An 18,901-nucleotide genomic window follows, 5' to 3' on the forward strand; every position below is an offset into this window, starting at 1 on the left:
CTGCTCTGCTCTGCTCTGCAATGAGTGATGGCAGATCACGGAAACAAAAAAAGCGCCCTGAGGCGCTTTTTTCATATCGACCGGATGATCAGGCTTTGAACTTGCTGAACACCAGAGAAGCGTTGGTACCGCCAAAGCCGAAGCTGTTGGACATGACGGTGTTGAGCTCAGCCTCTTCGTACTCGCGCACGATGGGCAGACCTTCCGCTTTCTCGTCCAGAGTCTCGATGTTGATACTGGGGGCGATAAAGCCGTGCTCCATCATCAGCAGGGAGTAGACAGCCTCGTGCACGCCGGCAGCGCCCAGCGCATGACCGGTCATCGCCTTGGTTGCGGAGATCTTGGGGCCGTTGGCGCCAAACAGAGTCTGGATGGCTTCCAGCTCCTTGGTATCGCCAACCGGGGTGGAGGTACCGTGGGTGTTGATGTAATCAACCTTGCCAACACCCTGCATCGCCATCTTCATGCAACGCACCGCACCTTCGCCACTCGGGGCAACCATGTCGTAGCCATCAGAAGTAGCACCGTAACCGGTCAGCTCGGCATAGATGTGAGCACCACGGGCCAGGGCGTGTTCCAGCTCCTCAACCACCAGGATGCCGCCGCCACCGGAGATAACAAAACCATCGCGGTTCGCATCATAGGTACGGGAGGCTTTTTCCGGCGTGTCGTTGTACTTGGTAGAGAGCGCGCCCATGGCGTCAAACTGGATGGTAGAGGACCAGTCCAGCTCCTCACCGCCACCAGCGAAGACCACATCCTGTTTGCCAAGCTGGATCAGCTCCAGCGCGTGACCGATGCAGTGAGCAGAGGTGGCGCAGGCGGAGCTGATGGAGTAGTTGACCCCCTTAATCTGGTACGGGGTCGCCAGACAGGCAGAGGTGGTGGAAGACATGGTGCGCGGCACCATGTAAGGGCCCACACGCTTGACCCCTTTCTCACGGGCGATGTCCACAGACTCCGAGGTGTTCTTGCCGGAAGCACCACCTGAACCGACCACCAGGCCGGTGCGCTCGTTGGAGACCTGCTCTTGCGCCAGACCGGCATCTTCAATGGCCTGCTGCATGGAGAGGTAGGCGTAGGCCGCAGCGTCACCCATGAAACGCATGACTTTACGGTCGATCAGTTCAGACGGCTCGAGTTTGATATTACCCCAGACACGGCTGCGCAGGTTGTGCTGCTCGAACTGCTCGGAATAGGTGATGCCGGATTTACCTGCTTTCAGGGAGGCCAGCACTTCTTCCTTGTTGTTGCCGATACTGGAGATGACGCCGATACCGGTGATCACTGCTCTTCTCATTAATTCATCTCGTCTGGAAAAACTGGCGCCAAGTCTACCCGCTTTCGGCTGCCAAACTGGTCTGCTTTCACGTAGAATGCCCGCGTTTTTGTGACGCGAGCCGAGGAAAACGTGAGTCAAACATCCTTACATCATGCCCGATTGGACTGGAACGAGGCGGGAACTCCAGTCTCCAGTGAGTTCGGGGATGTGTACTTTTCCAATGATAACGGTCTAGCTGAAACGCGCTATGTCTTTTTGCAGCAAAACCGGCTGCCAGCGCGATTTTTGCACCACGATCGTGACACTTTCGTGATAGGTGAGACAGGTTTCGGCACAGGTCTTAACTTTCTGGCGACAATGGCAGCCTTTCTGGAACAGGCGCCCCAAACCGGCAACGGCTCCCGCCTTCACTTCATCAGTTTTGAAAAATACCCCCTGACCCAGGGCGATCTGCGCAAGGCGTTGGCCGCCTGGCCCGAACTCTCTTCCTTGAGCCAGGATCTCATCGCGCAGTGGCCCATCCCGGTGTCCGGCTGCCATCGCCTTATCTTTGCCGATGGCCGGATCCGGCTCGATCTCTGGTTGGGCGATATCAAGGATATGATGCCGCAACTGCCCCACCACGCAGAGGGACTGGTGGATGCCTGGTATCTGGATGGCTTTTCCCCCGCCAAAAATCCCGAGATGTGGACGCAAGCGTTGTTCGACGGTCTGGCTCGCCTTGCCCGTCCTGCCGCCACTATCGCCACCTTCACCTGTGCCGGCTTCGTGCGCCGCGGCCTGATTGCTGCAGGCTTTGCCATGAAGAAGGTGAAAGGGCACGGCAGCAAGCGGGAGATGCTGGCGGGGGATCGCACCGACAAGCAGCCGCAACAGACCATTGCCCCCTGGTATGCACGCCCGGCAGGCAGGGATGGCGAGGTGCTGATCATCGGCGGCGGCATCGCCTCGGCCATGACGGCGCTCTCTCTGGTAGAGCGTGACCGCAAGGTGACCCTGCTCTGTGAAGATGACGAGCCTGCCAACGGCGCCTCAGGCAACCGGCAGGGAGCCCTCTATCCACTGCTTAACGGCGAGCACGATGCGCTGTCGCGTTTCTATTCGCTTGCCTTTGGCTATGCCCGCCACCGCCTGCTGGCACTGGCCGAGCGCCATCCCGTCGCATTTGCCCTGTGCGGGGTAACCCAGCTCGGTTATGACGACAAATCGGCAGCCAAGCTGGCGAAAATGAGTCAGGGCCCCTTCCCGTCCGAGCTGATGCATCCCCTCTCGACCGTGGAAGTAGCACAAGTCGTCGGCCTGCCCTGCGGCCACAGCGGCGTCAGCTACCCGCTGGGCGGCTGGCTCTGCCCGGCGGATCTCACCCGCGCAGCCATCAAGGAAGCACAAGCCAGCGGGTTGCTGGAGGTAGTGTTCAACACCGAGGTGGTCACCATTGCCGAACAGGCAGATGGCTGGCAGCTCGAGAGCCGTGACGGACGCCGCTGGCAAGCCCCCAATCTGGTGGTTGCTGCCGGACACAAGCTGCCTGCGCTCATCCCCTTTGCCGAGCTGCCGCTCTATCCGGTGCGCGGTCAGGTGAGCCATGTGCCGACCTCAGCCAGCCTGAGCCGGCTCAATACCGTGCTCTGCTACGATGGCTACCTCACTCCGGCCCATAACGATCACCACTGCATCGGTGCCAGCTATGGCCGCAACCAGACCGATCTTGCGTTTCGCGCTGAAGAGCAGCGCCAGAACCAGGCGCGGCTGCAAGCCTGCCTGCTACAGCAGAGCTGGCCCGGCGAGGTGGATGTCAGCGGCAATGAGGCTCGGGTAGGCGTGCGCTGCGCCAGTCGGGATCACCTGCCGGTGGTGGGGCCAGTCGCCAGATTGGCAAGCCTGGCGGATCAATACGCTGGGCTGCACACCGATCAGCAGAATGCTGCCTCCCTGCCGTGCCACCCCGGCCTCTATGTGCTGGGGGCGCTGGGCTCACGGGGTCTCTGCTCGGCGCCGCTTTGTGGCGAGCTGCTTGCCAGCGAGATCTGCGGCGATCCACTGCCGCTGGCAGCCGATCTGCTGGAAGCGCTCCACCCGGCCCGCTACTGGGTACGCAAGCTGCTCAAGGGCAAAGCGCTGGCATAATGCCAACGACCCGAAACGACAAGGCCGCCCACAGGGGCGGCCTTTCTCTATGTGTTGTGCATATCTCGATTAGCCGGACTACTTGGGCCAGTGGACTCCAAGTTGCTCGCCATAACGGGTTTGTCGCTGAAAATCGGCAATCCGGCTGCGGATCTTCACCAATTCTCCCTGCCCCGCCGCCCAGGCAGCATAACGCAGTGCCTGACAGTCGCTGTGAGCTGGCAAGTCAGCAATGGCGCCGCCAACCTGATTGGCACCTTGTTGAACCATCTCCTTGAAGCGGGACTCATAGTCGAACATGCTGGCCAGCAATCGAGCCCAGCGCTGGCGCGCCGGATCGGCCGCGTTGTTCTTCCCTTCACCACTATTGTCACTCTGGCGCCAGCGGGGTAACTCAACCGTCGCACGGGTGGTGACGGTGACTCTGCTCAGCTGGCAAAGCCCCTGCAGCTGATCGGTCTCCAGTTGCCAATCGAGCTGATAACTCGCCTTGCCAAGCACGGGGTTGCCATTCACTTTGGGGGCACTCTGGGCGATAGCCTGGGCCAGTTGATCTGGCTGGGCAGCACTGACCTCATAAAAACGAACATTGATACGGGACTCGGGGACCACTTGCGGCCTGATTGGCTGCGCCTGACTCGTCAGGGGCAACAGCAGCGCCGCAACCCCCACTACCACTCCATAGAACTTGCTGACCATGCCAGACTACCTTCCTTGATTGCACGGGCGAAGTACCGACCTTGGGGAAACGCGCCGCCACACAGATAACGTCTATAGCCTATGTGTGCCAAAGATATGGCGCAACACAATGATGGGCCAGAAATCAGAGCCCGCTCACAGGTTCCGTGAGCAGAGTATGGCACAAGGCCAAATCTGTATTTTTATTGGGCAGAGCGACTGATGCGCAGCCAGTTGAGGTGGTAGTTTTTCACATTGATGTCGTGACCATCTATCTGAATGAACTGATCATTTTTCAGACGGTTGGCAAAAAAGTCCTGATCTGCCCCCTCTTTCAACCACAGCTCGCAAAGCCCCCGTTTTCCCTCCCCGGGATAGAACCGGGGGATCACCAGCACCGCCACACCGTCCACCCGGATGCCATTGCGATTCATGCACTCCCCCTCACTCATGCGCGATGCCAGCGCGGCATAACGGGGAACCTGCCCTCTGGCCACCACCACCACACCGTAGGAGTGGGCAGCCATCAATCGCCGCATGGCGACCGCCTGATGGGGGCCGGTCTGATGAAATCCATCGTTCTTCATGGCAACGGCCGGCAGTGGCAGCAACATCCAGCAAAGGAGCCATATCCAGCGTTTAACACCTGACAAACGACGAAAAACCATACAAAAGCCTCAAAAGAAAACCTGAGGGCGGAAAGGCTATTACGTCAAAAATTCAGGGTAAAGCACCTTTACCCTTCTTTAATTCTGCAAAACTGGCCAAACGTTGATTAGGTTCACACTGCACCGAGTTTCATATCGCCAAATTACCTCTATAGGAATAGACTCCGAACCCCTCTTGTTTAATGGAATGGAATAGATGCTGGAACTCATCATCGGCACCCTGGTCACTCTGGTGGTCGGGCGCGCCATCTTCAAAGGATACTCAGCGACAGGCGTGTTGCTGAGCGGCGGCTTGCTGCTGCTGGTCGTCACGGCCCTGATGGGCAAGCCGGTGCTGCCGAGCAAGGTGACAAGCACCGGTTATATCGCCACCGATATCTTCGAATATGTCCGCTTCCTGCTCAACGATCGTGGCGGCGGACTGGGGATGCTGATCATGGTGCTGTGCGGCTTCGCCGGCTACATGAGCCACATCGGAGCCAACACCATTCTGGTCAAGCTGGCCAGCAAACCGCTCGGCATCATCAAATCCCCCTATATCCTGCTGGTTGCCGCCTATCTGGTGGCCTGTGCCATGTCGCTGGCGGTCAGCTCCGCCACCGGTCTGGGCGTGCTGCTGATGGCAACCCTGTTCCCGCTGATGGTCAACATGGGGATCTCCCGTGGTGCCGCAGCCGCCGTGTGCGCCTCGCCAGCTGCCATCATTCTGGCACCTACCTCGGGTGACGTGGTGATGGCCGCCCAGGCCGCCAACATGCCGCTGCTGGACTTTGCCTTCAAGCTGACCCTGCCCATCTCGCTGGTCGCCATCGCCTGTATGGCGGTGACCCACTTCTTCTGGCAGCGCTACCTCGATCAGAAATCCGGCGAGCACAACGAGCCGGTCGCGCCGAGCGACCTCATCACTACGGCGCCCGGCTTCTACGCCATTCTCCCCTTCACCCCCATCATCGGGGTGCTGGTGTTTGACGGCAAATGGGGCCCGCAGCTCGATATCGTCACCATCATCGTCATGTGCATGGTACTGGCCAGCCTGCTGGAGCTGGTACGCCTGCGCAACGGCAAGGAGCTGCTGGATGGCCTGCAGGTCTGCTGGCGCAACATGGCCGACGCCTTTGCCGGGGTAGTGATGCTGCTGGTCGGTGCCGGCGTCTTCGCTCAGGGTCTGATGACCATCGGCTTTATCGACACCCTGCTGGCCCACGCCCAGGATCTGGGCTCGGGCGGCATGATCATGATGCTGTCACTGGTGGTGATCACCACCCTGGCCGCCTTCACCACCGGCTCGGGCAACGCCCCCTTCTACGCCTTCGTGGAGCTGATCCCCAATTTGGCCACCAGCCTTGGCATCAACCCGGCCTATCTGGTGATCCCCATGCTGCAAGCCTCCAACCTGGGCCGCACCATTTCACCGGTCTCTGGTGTCGTGGTCGCCTGTGCGGGGATGGGCAAACTCTCGCCATTTGAAGTGGTCAAACGCACTTCGCTGCCAGTGGCCGTCGGCCTGCTGGTGGTGATCGTCGCTACCCAGATCATGGTTCCGGCCTGATCGCTGACCAGCCCGGTCTGCGCCGGGCTGGTATCTCTCCCCCCCTTTGCAGTAGACTCTGTGCTCTTTTTCCCCAAAGGAGGACCGAGATGAGTATTACGGTTCAACTTGCCCACTTCAGTGATTGCCACTCCCATTTCGATGGTGCGCCGATAAGCTTCACCCCCGCCGGAGAGTCCCAGTGGCGCACCCAGTGTGGCGGTTATGCCCGGATCCTGACCCGCCTGACCCAACTGCGCGCGCAAGCGGCAGCAGCAGGTCGCGGCTGCCTTTTTCTGCACGGCGGCGACTCCTTTCAGGGCTCCCTCTATTTCAACCGGTTCAAGGGGCGGGCCAACGCCGACCTGCTCGCCATGCTGGCCCCCGATGCCATGGTGATCGGCAACCATGAATTCGATCTGGGTAATGGCCAGCTGGTGGAGTTTCTGCGCCAGCTCGATTTTCCGGTGCTCGCGGCCAATCTGGACAATAGTCAGGAGCCGGCCGATACGCCTCTTCGCCTGTGGGATATTCCCCACCTCTACGACGCCCATCAGCCCTGGCATCGCCGGGTCATCGATGGCGTCCCCTTTGCCCTGCTCGGAATCACGCTGGCCCAGATGGCGGCCATCGCCAATCCGGATCCCCACACCCGCTTCCACGGGGTGAACGAGACCCTGACCCGGGTCATTCGTGAGATCAAGGGCGAAGGGATCCACCATATCGTGCTGCTGAGCCACCTCGGTCTGGATCAGGACAAGCTGCTGGCCGAACGCTTCCCCGAGCTCAGTCTCATTGTTGGCGGTCATACCCACAGCCTGCTGGGGGATCTTGCGCCGCTGGGCCTGCCAAGCGAAGGGGATTATCCCCTGCTGCACAATGGCGTAGCCATCATGCACGCGGGCCACAGTGCCCTCTGCCTTGGCGTCTGCGAGCTCACCTTCGATGAAGCTGGCCGCGTGGCAGATAGCCAAGGCCAGCTGGAGTGGCTCCCCTGGCAACCCTGGCCGTTCGGCTCCACCCCACCAGTCGGACTCACTTTCTGCGAACCGGATGCCAGGCTGGAGCAGCATCTGGCCAAGCGCTACCGGCCGGAGATCGAGACCATGACCCAGCGCATCGTCACCAGACTCGATACCCCGCTCCCCCATCAGCGCCTGCCCGATGCCAACCTGCCTCACGGCAGCCATGTCGCACCGCTGGTGGCCCATGCCATGCTGATGGCGGCCCGGGAACAGGTGGGCGAGGTCGATTTTGCCCTGCACAACGCTGGTGGCGTGCGCTGCTCGCTGGAGCCGGGCCCCTTGAGCGAGGCCGATATCGCCGGTCGCCTGCTCCCCTTTGCCATTCCCCTCACCCTCTATCGGGTACACGGCCACGAGTTGGCGGAAGCGCTGGAGAATGCCATCGACAACGCCACCAATAATGGCGTGGTTGGCAATGGCAACGGCAGCTTCCCCTACACCGCCGGGGTGCGCTTCACCTACCAGGCCGATAGGCCGAAAGGTCAGCGTATTACCCGTCTGGAGTGGGAGCCTGCGCCAGACTGCTGGCAACCGGTTAAATCCGACCAAGTTTATCGCGGGGTATCGAGCGCCTATACCGCCTCCGGCAAGGAGGGCTACACTGCGCTGACTCGTACCCTGACCCAGCACAATCAGGAGCTTGGCATCACGCTAGCCGATGCCTTTATCCGCTGGGCCCGCCATCAGCCGGAGCTGCGGGCCATGCCACCGCGAGTCGAGTACCTGCCGTAAAGGCCCCTCGATGTGCCTGTCTGCATCCATATCGGGCAGATAGGCACTTTTCGTCTCTGAAACCGCTCTTTTTCGACAATATTTGCTCCGGATGGGCCTGCACCATTGCATCATCCGCGCGGGCTCGGCAAGATAGGCCCGCTTTCAAGACCAGCTTCAGGAACAGGCGATTTAATGAATCACTCCATCCGTTTCACTCCCCCCCGCGTTAATCCGGCCATCAAGCCCACCGCCATCTTGCTGACCGCGTTGCTGGCGCTGCTCTTCTGCCTGCGCAACCCGCTCGTTCATGCCATGGCGCCGGGGTTTGACGCCTCGCTCTTTGCCGTTATGGGCAAAATGTGGAGTGAAGGGGGGGTGCTCTATCGCGACATGATCGATATCAAGGGGCCGATGATCTTCGCCCTCGATGCGCTGGGGTATGGTCTGGGTGGATTTGTCGGGATCTGGGCGCTGGAGTGGGTGCTCTGCTGGCTCGGGCTGATGGCCAGCTGGCAGGCTTTCTCCCAGCTTGGCCTCTCGGTCAGGGCGCGCCTTGGCGCCATGCTGGCACTGCTGGCCCTCTATGGCACCCGTTACTACTACGGCAACATGACCGAGGACTGGACCTTCCACCTCGCCCTCATCGCCCAGTGGGCCTTCATCACTCTGTTGCTGGACAAAGGCTTTCGCTGGTGGCCGGCGCTGGTGGCTGCCCTCACCTTTGCTATCGTCGCTTGGATGCGCACCAACAACGGCGCCTTCTGGGGGGCATGGTATCTGGTGCTGTTCTGCCACTGGTGCCTGCACGAGAAGTGGCGTGATGCCATCCTGCTGCTCGTCTCCAGCCTGCTCGGTCTGGCGCTGATTGGCGGCCCCCTCTACGGCTACTTCCAGCAGCACGACCTGCTGGCGGCCTTCAAATACTACGCCTTCGACATCTTCTTCGAGGGGAGCTACGGCAACGGCTTCTCCCCCATGGTGGGTGCCGTTGGCTTGCTGCGCACCGGTCTGGTGATGCTGCTACCTCCCTTCATCCTGCTGATGCTGAGCCGCCGGCAGGAGTGGTATCTGCCGGTGCTGCTGGTCACCCTGTTTGGCGTGCTATTTACCCTGATCGCCAACTCGGTCTCCGGCCATGTGTTTGATCACTACGATGTGCTCTATCTGCAGCTGGCTCTGCTGCCGCTGGCGGTACTGCTGGATCGCAGCGAGCAGAAGGCCGATGCCCTCGGCCTGCTCTGCATCTCGCTGGTGGTGCTGACTGCCAGCTGGCTGTTGGCCCAGCAGCTGGTCTTCGGCTGGAGCACCAAGGAGTGGTCCCTCGAGCGGGTTAACGAGGTGCTCGGCACCAGTTTGCTGTGGGCCCTGCCGGTACTCATTCTGGTGCCCCTGTGGCGCGCCTGGGATGTGCGCAGCGCCACTCCCTGGCTCGCCACCCTGGCCATGCTGCTGCTGATGATCAACAACGCCTGGGAAGGAACGCTCAAGGGTCGCCCCTTCAACCCGGCGGCGCAGGTGCGGGTCGATCGCATCAAGGCCGAGACCAGCCCGAGAGACAAGATCTGGGTCGATGGTATCCAGCCGCAATATTATCTCTGGACCGATCGCCAGCCGGCCTCCGCTTATCTCTTCTTTGCCAACGTCAACCCGCCCTATGACGTGCGGGCTCGTGTGCTGGCGGACATCCAGCGCCAGAACCCCAAATTCATCATCGCCAAGCCGGATCGGGTGAGCGAGGAGCTGAAAAAGCCGAGTTCGCCCTCCCATCTCGCCTTCTATCAATACCTGACCAGCCACTATGAAGAGGTGGATCCGGGTCTCTATCGTCGCCGCTAACCAGCGCAGAGACGCAAAGGGCGGCCATTTGGCCGCCCTTTTTCCATCCCCTCACTCCTCACCGGTAGGCAAGCAGGCCCGCGATGACTACAATGGCCCACTTTTGGATGTAACGGGTGACAGACATGGCGGAACTGACCTATCTCGGGGGCTATCCCGAACCGCTCAAGGCGCAGGTGCAACAGTTGATCGCGGCAGGCAAACTTGGCGAGATGCTGGCCAAGCGCTATCCAGATAGCCACCAGATCCAGAGTGACAAGGCGCTACTCGCCTACACCATGGAGCTGAAAAACCGCTACCTCAAAAGCTCTGCGCCCCTGTCAAAGGTAGTGTTTGACGGCAAGATCAACGTCATCAAGGATGCCCTCGGCCTGCACACCTACATCAGCCGAGTACAGGGCAACAAGCTCAAGGCCAAGAACGAGATCCGCATCGCCGCCCTGTTCAAGGAGGCACCCGCCCCCTTTCTCAAGATGATCGTCGCGCACGAGCTGGCCCATATCAAAGAGAAGGATCACAACAAGAGCTTCTATCAGCTCTGCCAGCATATGGAGCCCGACTATCATCAACTGGAGTTTGATCTGAGGCTCTGGCTCACCTGGCGCGATATCGACAAGGCCAATCGCTAGGTTGACTGTGGTTTCAAGGAGGAAACATGTCATTTACCGCTATCCCCTTTAGCGCCCCGCACGTTATTGCCAATGTGGTGATTGCCAATTTGTGCCGCGCTGCCCATTCCCAGTGCGTGTCACACGGGCTGTTGGCCCTGCTGCTCACGCTCTGCTCTTTCTTCTCACAAGGAGCAGAGCGCTGGCAGAGCGACAGCTATCTCACCGAGAGTTTTATGGCCATCGCCATGGAGCGGGAGTATCACGAAACCGCTCACCCGCGCTTCACCCGCTGGCAGCAACCGGTGCGATTGCAACTCATCAACGAGTCGGGGGACAAGCCGCTGCAGGCGGAGGTAGTCAAGGTACAAGCCGCCCACCTCGCCCGCATCACCGGCCACCCTATCAGCATGGTGACCAGCAAACCCAACCTCACCCTCATCATGACCGACTACCAGCGGATGAAGGGTTGGGCCAAGCGCACCATGGGCAACGCACCTTCGGTCAATGCCGCGCTCAAGGAGGGGCTCTGCATCGGCCACTTTGCGACCAACAAGCAGCACGAGATCAGCAGTGCCACCATCATCATTCCGGTTGATTACAGCCGCGCCAAGGGGCGCTTTCTCGACTGCGTAGTGGAGGAGTTTACTCAGGTGATGGGGCTGCCCAACGACTCAGACAAGGTGTTTCCCTCCATCTTCAATGACAACAGCATCGACAGCTTCCTGACCGGCCTCGACTATGTGCTGCTCAAGCTCGCCTACCACCCGGCCCTCAAGGCGGGGATGAGTAGCGACGAAGTTCGAGCAGCCCTGCCGCTTGCCATCAAGGATCTGCGCGCCAAAGGCGAGATCAGCGAGGCAGACCGCCGCGTTCAGCAGCAGAGCCTAAAAAGCTGGGCCGGGCTCTGAGTTTCAGCCAGCACCAAGCGTCAACTCGGGAAGCATCCGCTCAGGCTCACCCGGCGAGCCGGCACCAAAGCAAAAACGCAGCCATGGGCTGCGTTTTTGCTGTCACATCCACCAGAGATAAGCCTGTTCAGGAAGCCAGACTCTCTTCCGGCATCCAGCTGTCTGCGTTTTCCCACACCTCCTGCACCATAGCCTCGGCAAGCTCCTTGTCCTCCTTGCTGGCGCGGCTGACGGTCAGGGACATGCTGCTGCCCGGAGCAACGCGGACATGGAGATCGGGGAACTTTTCGCCCAGCTGCTTGAGCAGCTCCTGGCGCAGCGCTTCCATGGTGGAGGTCGGGATCTGATGTTTTTTGTCGATGATGATTTCCAGACGCATAGGATACTTCTCCATGATGATTAACTGTATTTTTATACAGTATTTCTGGGAAGTAAAGTACCCGACAAAAAAAGAGGCAAATGACCCCTAAAAAAGATCGAGCTGCTGGCCACAGATCCGCTCGAACGACTCGCCAACAAAGGGGAGGATCGCATCGGCAATGGGTTTGAGCTGCTTGTCGATGTAGTGTTCGTAATCGATGGGGGTGCGCCGGTACTCCAGCGGTTCGGGGCCATTAAGGGTCATCAGATAGGCGATGGAGCCCCGATGCTGGTAGCGCTGGGGCAGACCGCGGCGCAGGTTCTCCTCATCGGCCAGCCGCGCCGCCCGCACATGGGGTGGCACATTCTTCTGGTACTCCTCGAGTTTCTGGCGCAGCCGCTTGCGATAGACCAGCAGCTCGTCGTGCTGGCCGGCCCGGGTTTCATCCACCATGGTACGCACATAGCTGCCGGGATCCTGGTCGTGAAACACCATTTCGTAGAGGCGAGTCTGGAACGCCTTGGCAAGGGGCGTCCAGTCGGTGCGCACCGATTCGAGCCCCTTGAACACCAGTTGCTCCTCTGCCCCCGCCTCCTTGCCAGCCACCAGCCCCGCGTAGCGTTTCTTGCTCCCCTTCTCCAGCCCGCGGATGGTGGGCATCAGAAAGCGGCGATAGTGGGTCTCGTACTGGATCTCCAGATAGCTCGGCAGGTTGAACTCCCGCCTGATCAGCACGGCCCAGTTATCGTTGATCATCTTTGCCAGCCGCCGGCCAATCTCGTCCGCCTGTGCGGGACTGGTCTCCTTGCCAAGGTGCACGAAGGTGGAGTCGGTGTCGCCATAGATCACCTCGAAACCCTCCCCTTCGATCCACTCCCGGGTCTGCTGCATGATGCCGTGACCGCGCAGGGTGATGGAGGAGGCAAGCCTCGGGTCGTAGAAGCGGCAGCCCCCTGAGCCCAATACCCCGTAGAAGGAGTTCATGATGATCTTGATGGCCTGGGAGAGCGCCTTGTTGCTGGCAGCCTTGGCCCGATCCCGCGCCGCCCACAGGGTGGCGATGAGATCCGGCAGGAAGTGCCGCTCGCGGGAGAACATGGCGCCGCGAAAGCCCGGAATGGCGTGCTCAGGATGCTGCAGCCCCTCGATGAGCCCCATGGGGTCGATGCAGAAGGTGCGGATGATGCTGGGATAGAGGCTCTTGAAATCGAGCACCAGCACGTGGCGATAGAGGCCGGGTTTGGAGTCCATCACATAGCCGCCGGGGCTCGCCAGCCCACCGTCGGCCGGCAGATTGGGGGCCACGTAGCCGCCTCGATGGAGCCGCGGCAGGTAGAGGTTGGTAAACGCCGCCACCGAGCCCCCCACCCTGTCCAGCTCAAGGCCGGTGAGTGAGGCACGCTCGATGGCAAAGGGGATGAGGTGGCAATAGTCGAAGATCTCCCACACCAGCTTGCAATCTTCCAGGTTGTAGCGGGCCAGCGCCTCCTTGTCGGAGTGGAACAGCTCGGTGATCTTCTCGCCCCGGTTGGCCACATCCTCGATATCCTTGCCGCGGCCAAGCAGCTCGCTCGCCACCGCATCCAAGCTGTAGCTGGCAAACTGCCAGGTGGCGCTTTTCAGGGTGTCGATGCCATCCAGCACCATGCGCCCGGGGATAATAACGTTGCCAGTCTGGGGGTCGTTGCGCGATGAGCGCCAGAAACAGAGCTCGTGGCCACGACCCAGCCGCAGCCGCCGCTTGTTGAGCTCGGCGCGGCGCAGCAGCAGGCGAAAGTCGAAGTTGACCACGTTCCAGCCGATAACCAGATCGGGGTCGTGCCGCACAAACCAGCGCTCCAGCGCACTCAGCAGGGCGCTCTCGTCCGTCACCCATTCGACCCGGGTACTCCAGCTGTCGGCGTCGGCCTCCGGCGTACCGATCATGATGACCCGCGCATCCTCTTCGCTGTAGAGCCCCACCGAGAAGAGCGCCCCATCCATGGCACACTCCACGTCCAGCGACACCCAGGAGAGGGTCGGCGTCACCGCCTGCGGCGCGCAGCGCGCCTCGTTCACCTCCCAGTAGCCGTGCTTGCCCCCTTTCTTGAGGGTGCGCCCCTCGAAGCGCACGCCGGCGGTAATGAAACGCTCCATCAGGTAGCGCTCCGGTAGCCGGATATCCGCCTCGAAGTGCTCCAGCCCACGGATGAGCAGCAGCTCGATGGCGCGGTGAAAGGCGCTCAGGGTGGCAAAGTAGCAGCCCACCACGGCGCGGCCATCGAAGGTGTGCATCGGCAGGCGGCGAAACCGCCCGCTCACCCCGGCCCCCTTGAACAGCTCGGCGGCTTCTTCCATATGGCTCTGCGGCAGAAAGAAAACCGGCTCCTGCCCCGGCACTACCACCCGCACCGGTCCCTGCTCGCTCCAGAGCCACATCACAATCTCGGTGCGTTCCGGCTGCTCGCCACGGCCGCGCACATCCCGTCCATGACGGGTCAGAATAAAGCCGTCGCGTGGCGGAGTAACGGGTGGAATGGACGGTTGGTCAGTCATGCAAGTCATCGGGATCAACATGGAGATGGGAGTATTGTACGTTCATACAGTGCTTTGCTGCAATTGCCACGCCAGCCGCCATGGCCTAACCAAGCTGCGAGAGGAGCCGCAAACTGGTAAGCTCGGCCAGAATGGCAGCGAATGCCGGTGGCGGCTGTATTCGCGATGCCATTCATCCCCCCACTCTTCACCCAATATCAGGAGGTCATGGTGGCGCTTTACTCTCTGCTGGATCAGCTGGCCATTCCCTATCAGCGCATCGATCACGCCCCCGTCTTCACCTGCGAGGAGGCCAGCCGGCTGCTGCCCGACCTGCCTGCCGCCAAGAGCAAGAATCTCTTTTTGCGTGACCCGAAAAGCGAGCGGCTGTTTCTGGTGGTAACACAGGAGGAGAGCCGGGTCGATCTCAAGGCGCTGGCTGCCGCCTTTGGCGTCAAGCGACTGAGTTTTGGCTCGCCAGAGCGGCTCGAGGCCGTGCTTGGCCTCACCCCGGGTTCGGTCACCCTGCTCGCCATGGTGCGCGACAGGGAAAACGCGGTAGAGCTGGTGGTGGACGAGGCCATCTGGCAGGCCGAACAGGTGCAGTGCCATCCGCTGGTCAATACCGCCACCCTGATTATCCGCCTCGACGATGTGCGCCGCCTGCTGTCCCACCTCGGCCGGGAGGCCAATGTCATGCGGCTGCCGGTCGTGGCCGCAGATTGAATGGCAGGTGAAACCCCCACTGCTCGGGAGCAGCCAGTGCCGACCCGCTATGAATGCCGCCCGGCTCGCCTGACCGATGCAGCTGCCTATCGCAACTATGTGGCCGAGTGTGCCGAAGCCGGATTGCCCATCTATCAGGTCGCGCAATTTGATCCTGACAGCTGGCTACAAGCGCTGCTGGATCATGCCGCTGGGCATAACCTGCCCAGCGGCTATCCGACCACCACCACCTATTTTGCCCTCGATGCCGGGGAGATCCTCGCCACCTTGCGCCTGCGCCACGATGACAATGAGGCCAGCCAACAGTGGCTGGGCCACATCGGTTACGAAACCCGCCCCTCCCGCCGTGGCGAAGGGGCTGCGAGCTTGCTGCTTGGCTGGGTACAGCAACGCATTTTGAGCAAGCCGGTATTGGTCAGCTGCGACGAACAGAATCAGGCCTCCCGCAGGGTGATTGCGAAAGCAGGCGGAGTATGGCTGGAACGACGCTTCCATCCGGGAGATCGTTGCTGGTTGGCGATCTACCGGATATTCCCTCTGCCCCATCCGATAAAACACGCCCAAACATAACCAGCCCAGAGCAATAAAAAAAGCGCCCCGAGGGCGCTCTGGTGGCGAGAGTGGCAAACCCTCAGTAGTTGTCTTCCTGCTCAGCCTTCATCCGTGCCTGACGGGCATAAGCCTCCTCTTCGGCACTGGCGATTTCGTCAAGCACGGCATCGAGATCGATGGCCTCCCGGCTCTCCTCGAACTGACCGGTCAGCTCGCTCTGGGGCGTGAGCTTGCCGTCCTCGTAAAGGGCCCACATCTCTCTGGCGTAGTTCGTTTTGAGCAGCTCGGGGGCATACATGCCGTAGTAGTTGCGCATGTTGTTGACGTCCCGCTCCAGCATGGCTCTGGCCTGATTGTTGGCGGCCGCATCCACCACCTGCGGCAGATCGATGATCACGGGCCCCTGCTCATCCACCAGCACGTTGAACTCGGAAAGATCGCCGTGAATAAGACCGGCGCAGAGCATGCGTACCACATACCCAATCACCTTGGCGTGATCCGCCAGCGCCTGCTCATGGTTGAGAGCCACGTCGTTGAGGCGGGGTGCCACATTGCCATCGGCATCGGTGACCAGCTCCATCAACAACACGCCATCGAGACAGACATAGGGCTTTGGCACCCGCACGCCAGCTGCCGCCAGCTTGAACAGGGCATCCACCTCGGTGCTCTGCCACACCTCTTCGTGCTGCTTTCGACCGTACTTGGAGCCCTTCTCCATGGCGCGGGCGCTGCGGCTGTTGCGCACCCGGCGCCCCTCCTGATAGACCACCGCCTGCTTGAAGCTGCGCTTGGACGCCTCCTTGTATACCTTGGCGCAGCGAGTTTCGTCGCCGCAGCGCACCACGTAGACATCGGCCTCTTTGCCGCTCATCAACCGGCTGATGACCTCGTCAACCAGGCCGTCATCAACCAGGGGTTGGATTCGATTTGGAACTTTCATGACCGCCCTTTCACTCTCTCTGCCCGTTGCAAAATTGTCTGTTGCACGTCCACCTGCCCATTTTTCTGTCCGGACACTCAGTTATCCACTGCCTGCCCGCTGTTTGTCCATCTCCCGGCACTGAAAATTCCCCTACGGGCGTGCCACGGCAACAAAAATGGCCCGCAAGCGGGCCAGTTCAACTCAGGGCTCGGGGGGCAATCCCTGGCGGATCCGCTGGATCCCCGCCTCATAGAGGCCATCCGGCCCCTCCTGATGCTCCTGAGTTTCGAAAATCTTGAGAAACCACATGTACTGCTCGGGGTGGCGAGTCACCTGCTGCTCCACCATGCGGTTCATGGCGACCACATCCGCCATCGCATCCGCAGTGGGGTAAGGATCGAACGGCGGTTCAATCTCCAGCAGATAGCAGCCGGCATCCTCGTCATAGCTGGCGAAGATGGGCACCGCCTTGGCGCCGGTCAGCTTCACCAGCTTGGGTAGCGCCGGCAGGGTCGCTTTGGGATGGCCAAAGAAGGGGGCGAAGACGCTCGCCTCCCGACCATGATCCTGATCCGGCAGGTAGAAGAAGCTGGCACCGCCGCGCACGGACTTGATCGCCGGCTTGATGCCTACGCTGCGCTCATACACCTTGCCCCCCTTGGCCCGCTCCCGGTTGATATACCAGTCGAACACCTCATCCTTGGCGCTCTTCATCATGGTGCACATGCTCATCCCCTGTAGCGGGAAGTAGCGCCCCAGCATGTCCACGGCCCAGGTGTGGGGAACGACCAGGATAACAGGTCGGCCAGCGGCCCGCTCCGCCTCGATATGCTCCCAGCCGCTCACCTTGATGTTGCGCAGCAGGTGTGCCGGACTGCGCCAGGTCAGCTCGCCAAAGCCCATAAAGGTCTTGAGGCCGACCCGGATCGATTTGAGCAGCAGGGCTGCGCGAGCAGCCTCATCCAGCTCGGGAAAACAGATCTTGAGGTTGGTATCGGCGATATAGGCCTGCTTTTTCGAAAAACGCAGCAGAGTGGGCGCCACCAGATTGGCAAAGCCGTCCCGCACGCGCGCCGGGATGAATGCAAGCAGGGAGAGCAAACCCAGCGCACACCAGCTAGCCCACCATTTGGGGTGGAGCAGACGGGGATGAAATGTGGTGTCAAATACCGGATCTAATGGGGACATGTCAGCCATCAAGTCATGAAAAACAAACGGTTATTGTAGTTATCCTGACATTTTTTTCTACCCTGTGCCCCTTGGCTCCCATTCGCAGAGGTCATGGCCATCCCACTCGGGATCAAAAAATGGCCCTCGCGGGGCCATTTTTATCCGGCAGACCGCAATAGCTGCCGCCAGACTGTGCGCACTCAGGCGTAAGGAGAGAGCCCCTGACGAATGCGCTGGATGCCCGCCTCGTAGAGGCCATCGAGCCCCTCCTGATCCTCGCGTGTATCGAAGATCTTGAGGAACCACATGTACTGGCCGGGATGACGGGTCAGCTGCCGCTGCACCGTGTCGTTCATCCGGCAGGTATCGGCCATCACATCGGCGGTTGGATAGTTGTCGAACGGTGCCTCAATCTCCAGCCGATAGCAGTGATTCTCTTCGTCATAGCAGGCCAGCAGCGGCACCGCCTTGGCGCCACTCACCTCCACCAGCCGCGACAGCGCCGGCAAGGTGGCCTTCGAGTGGCCAAAGAAGGGGGCGAAAATACTCTTCTCGCGACCATGATCCTGATCCGGCAGATAGAAGAAGCTGCGACCACTCTTGATGGTACGGATCACCGCCTTGATGCCGGCGCTGCGCTCATATACACGGCAACCATTTTTGGCGCGGGCCCGGTTGAGGTGCCAGTCAAAGACCGGGTTGCGCGCCCGCTTCATCATGGTGCACATGGGCACCCCACGGCGGGTAAAGCAGTAACCGGCGGCATCCACCGGCCAGGTATGGGGTACCACCAGGATCACCGGCCGACCGGCCGCCTGCTCCGCTTCGATATGCTCCCAGCCACTCACCTGCATCCGGCTCATCAGATAACGCTCGCTGCGCATGGTGAACTCACCGAAGCCAAGCAGGCTCTTGAGCCCCACCCGGATCGAGGTCAATGCGATGTCGTCGCGCTCGGCCGGACTCTTGTGCGGAAAGCAGATCTCCAGATTGGTTCTGGCGATATAGAGCTGTTTTTTCGAGATACGAAACACCAGCGGGGCCAGCCCCTCGGCCAACCGGTCGCGCAGACGCACCGGAACAAACGCAAGCACCATCAACACACCGAGTGCCAGCCAGCTGAACCAGTAACGGGGGTGAAGGAAACGAACTTCAAAAGCGGGGTTGAACAGGGGATCTTGGGGGGACATGATTCACGGTTTACGTCAAAAAGGTGGTGTATTGTAGACGCCCTGACAGGTAATACCAGTTAAATCCGCTATATCACACACGATAGGAA

Annotated in this window: 16 protein-coding genes; 8 read left to right on the plus strand and 8 right to left on the minus strand. The window is 60.7% G+C overall.

What is annotated here, in order from left to right; all coding sequences use genetic code 11:
• Positions 1–88 precede the first annotated feature (88 nt).
• Complete coding sequence (gene fabB / locus AACR93_RS08350; RefSeq protein ID WP_042030619.1) at positions 89–1,300, minus strand: beta-ketoacyl-ACP synthase I; 1,212 nt, start codon at positions 1,298–1,300, stop codon at positions 89–91.
• 90 nt (positions 1,301–1,390) lie between these two features.
• Between fabB and mnmC the strand changes: the two genes are divergently transcribed.
• The gene (gene mnmC, locus AACR93_RS08355; protein WP_197077947.1) at positions 1,391–3,409 is read left to right on the plus strand and encodes a bifunctional tRNA (5-methylaminomethyl-2-thiouridine)(34)-methyltransferase MnmD/FAD-dependent 5-carboxymethylaminomethyl-2-thiouridine(34) oxidoreductase MnmC; all 2,019 of its coding nucleotides are present in this window, start codon (positions 1,391–1,393) and stop codon (positions 3,407–3,409) included.
• A 78-nt stretch (positions 3,410–3,487) separates the two neighbouring features.
• Here mnmC and AACR93_RS08360 read toward each other — a convergent pair whose 3' ends face one another.
• Positions 3,488–4,108 carry a DUF922 domain-containing protein gene (locus tag AACR93_RS08360; RefSeq protein WP_043850466.1) on the minus strand — a complete coding sequence of 207 codons (621 nt, stop codon included), beginning with the start codon at positions 4,106–4,108 and terminating at the stop codon, positions 3,488–3,490.
• A 182-nt stretch (positions 4,109–4,290) separates the two neighbouring features.
• Positions 4,291–4,701, minus strand: coding sequence for a hypothetical protein (locus AACR93_RS08365; protein WP_231556912.1), 411 nt, complete (start codon positions 4,699–4,701; stop codon positions 4,291–4,293).
• 250 nt (positions 4,702–4,951) lie between these two features.
• Between AACR93_RS08365 and dcuC the strand changes: the two genes are divergently transcribed.
• From dcuC to AACR93_RS08390, 5 genes are all read left to right on the plus strand, one after another.
• Positions 4,952–6,304 carry an anaerobic C4-dicarboxylate transporter DcuC gene (gene dcuC, locus AACR93_RS08370; protein WP_033115719.1) on the plus strand — a complete coding sequence of 451 codons (1,353 nt, stop codon included), beginning with the start codon at positions 4,952–4,954 and terminating at the stop codon, positions 6,302–6,304.
• 89 nt (positions 6,305–6,393) lie between these two features.
• The gene (locus tag AACR93_RS08375; RefSeq protein ID WP_043850467.1) at positions 6,394–8,040 is read left to right on the plus strand and encodes a bifunctional metallophosphatase/5'-nucleotidase; all 1,647 of its coding nucleotides are present in this window, start codon (positions 6,394–6,396) and stop codon (positions 8,038–8,040) included.
• Positions 8,041–8,214: 174 nt separating this feature from the next.
• Positions 8,215–9,858, plus strand: a complete 1,644-nt coding sequence (locus AACR93_RS08380) for a hypothetical protein (protein WP_043850468.1) — start codon at positions 8,215–8,217, stop codon at positions 9,856–9,858.
• A 125-nt stretch (positions 9,859–9,983) separates the two neighbouring features.
• A complete protein-coding gene (locus AACR93_RS08385) occupies positions 9,984–10,487 on the plus strand; it encodes a M48 family metallopeptidase (RefSeq protein ID WP_043850469.1) in 504 nt (167 codons plus the stop codon).
• 26 nt (positions 10,488–10,513) lie between these two features.
• Positions 10,514–11,377: a DUF2927 domain-containing protein gene (locus AACR93_RS08390; RefSeq protein ID WP_043850470.1), complete on the plus strand. Its 864-nt coding sequence runs from the start codon at positions 10,514–10,516 to the stop codon at positions 11,375–11,377.
• Between the two features lie 127 nt (positions 11,378–11,504).
• On the opposite strand, the gene AACR93_RS08395 is transcribed toward AACR93_RS08390, so the two are convergent.
• Together AACR93_RS08395 and AACR93_RS08400 are read right to left on the minus strand one after the other, a co-directional pair.
• Positions 11,505–11,756, minus strand: a complete 252-nt coding sequence (locus tag AACR93_RS08395; RefSeq protein WP_033115714.1) for a DinI family protein — start codon at positions 11,754–11,756, stop codon at positions 11,505–11,507.
• An 87-nt stretch (positions 11,757–11,843) separates the two neighbouring features.
• Entirely contained in the window at positions 11,844–14,282 is a 2,439-nt protein-coding gene (locus tag AACR93_RS08400) for a DNA polymerase II (RefSeq protein ID WP_442853470.1), read from the minus strand.
• 198 nt (positions 14,283–14,480) lie between these two features.
• Between AACR93_RS08400 and AACR93_RS08405 the strand changes: the two genes are divergently transcribed.
• Both AACR93_RS08405 and AACR93_RS08410 read left to right on the plus strand, forming a co-directional pair.
• On the plus strand, positions 14,481–14,978 hold the full coding sequence (locus AACR93_RS08405; protein WP_197077948.1) for a prolyl-tRNA synthetase associated domain-containing protein: 498 nt from the start codon (positions 14,481–14,483) through the stop codon (positions 14,976–14,978).
• Positions 14,979–15,548, plus strand: a complete 570-nt coding sequence (locus AACR93_RS08410) for a GNAT family N-acetyltransferase (protein WP_043850471.1) — start codon at positions 14,979–14,981, stop codon at positions 15,546–15,548. It abuts the gene before it with no gap.
• A gap of 61 nt (positions 15,549–15,609) precedes the next feature.
• Here the strand turns inward: AACR93_RS08410 and AACR93_RS08415 are convergent, their stop codons facing one another.
• The 3 genes from AACR93_RS08415 to lpxM all read right to left on the minus strand — a co-directional run bounded on the left by AACR93_RS08415 (position 15,610) and on the right by lpxM (position 18,812).
• Complete coding sequence (locus AACR93_RS08415; protein WP_043850472.1) at positions 15,610–16,470, minus strand: PA4780 family RIO1-like protein kinase; 861 nt, start codon at positions 16,468–16,470, stop codon at positions 15,610–15,612.
• Between the two features lie 183 nt (positions 16,471–16,653).
• Positions 16,654–17,649, minus strand: a complete 996-nt coding sequence (locus AACR93_RS08420) for an LpxL/LpxP family acyltransferase (RefSeq protein ID WP_043850473.1) — start codon at positions 17,647–17,649, stop codon at positions 16,654–16,656.
• 173 nt (positions 17,650–17,822) lie between these two features.
• Complete coding sequence (lpxM, locus tag AACR93_RS08425) at positions 17,823–18,812, minus strand: lauroyl-Kdo(2)-lipid IV(A) myristoyltransferase (RefSeq protein ID WP_043850474.1); 990 nt, start codon at positions 18,810–18,812, stop codon at positions 17,823–17,825.
• Between the last annotated feature and the right edge of the window lie 89 nt (positions 18,813–18,901).

Source organism: Aeromonas sp. L_1B5_3, assembly GCF_963866575.1.
Classification (GTDB): domain Bacteria; phylum Pseudomonadota; class Gammaproteobacteria; order Enterobacterales; family Aeromonadaceae; genus Aeromonas; species Aeromonas jandaei.

What these genes read in the sequence shown, in the direction of transcription:
- AACR93_RS08365 (WP_231556912.1), bottom strand. Translation starts at nt 4,701, where the DNA reads ATGTTGCTGCCACTGCCGGCCGTTGCCATGAAGAACGATGGATTTCAT.
- dcuC (WP_033115719.1), top strand. Translation starts at nt 4,952, where the DNA reads ATGCTGGAACTCATCATCGGCACCCTGGTCACTCTGGTGGTCGGGCGC.
- AACR93_RS08400 (WP_442853470.1), bottom strand. Translation starts at nt 14,282, where the DNA reads ATGACTTGCATGACTGACCAACCGTCCATTCCACCCGTTACTCCGCCA.
- AACR93_RS08420 (WP_043850473.1), bottom strand. Translation starts at nt 17,649, where the DNA reads ATGGCTGACATGTCCCCATTAGATCCGGTATTTGACACCACATTTCAT.
- fabB (WP_042030619.1), bottom strand. Translation starts at nt 1,300, where the DNA reads ATGAGAAGAGCAGTGATCACCGGTATCGGCGTCATCTCCAGTATCGGC.
- AACR93_RS08405 (WP_197077948.1), top strand. Translation starts at nt 14,481, where the DNA reads ATGGTGGCGCTTTACTCTCTGCTGGATCAGCTGGCCATTCCCTATCAG.
- AACR93_RS08385 (WP_043850469.1), top strand. Translation starts at nt 9,984, where the DNA reads ATGGCGGAACTGACCTATCTCGGGGGCTATCCCGAACCGCTCAAGGCG.
- AACR93_RS08360 (WP_043850466.1), bottom strand. Translation starts at nt 4,108, where the DNA reads ATGGTCAGCAAGTTCTATGGAGTGGTAGTGGGGGTTGCGGCGCTGCTG.
- AACR93_RS08410 (WP_043850471.1), top strand. Translation starts at nt 14,979, where the DNA reads ATGGCAGGTGAAACCCCCACTGCTCGGGAGCAGCCAGTGCCGACCCGC.
- AACR93_RS08395 (WP_033115714.1), bottom strand. Translation starts at nt 11,756, where the DNA reads ATGCGTCTGGAAATCATCATCGACAAAAAACATCAGATCCCGACCTCC.
- AACR93_RS08415 (WP_043850472.1), bottom strand. Translation starts at nt 16,470, where the DNA reads ATGAAAGTTCCAAATCGAATCCAACCCCTGGTTGATGACGGCCTGGTT.
- lpxM (WP_043850474.1), bottom strand. Translation starts at nt 18,812, where the DNA reads ATGTCCCCCCAAGATCCCCTGTTCAACCCCGCTTTTGAAGTTCGTTTC.
- AACR93_RS08375 (WP_043850467.1), top strand. Translation starts at nt 6,394, where the DNA reads ATGAGTATTACGGTTCAACTTGCCCACTTCAGTGATTGCCACTCCCAT.
- AACR93_RS08380 (WP_043850468.1), top strand. Translation starts at nt 8,215, where the DNA reads ATGAATCACTCCATCCGTTTCACTCCCCCCCGCGTTAATCCGGCCATC.
- AACR93_RS08390 (WP_043850470.1), top strand. Translation starts at nt 10,514, where the DNA reads ATGTCATTTACCGCTATCCCCTTTAGCGCCCCGCACGTTATTGCCAAT.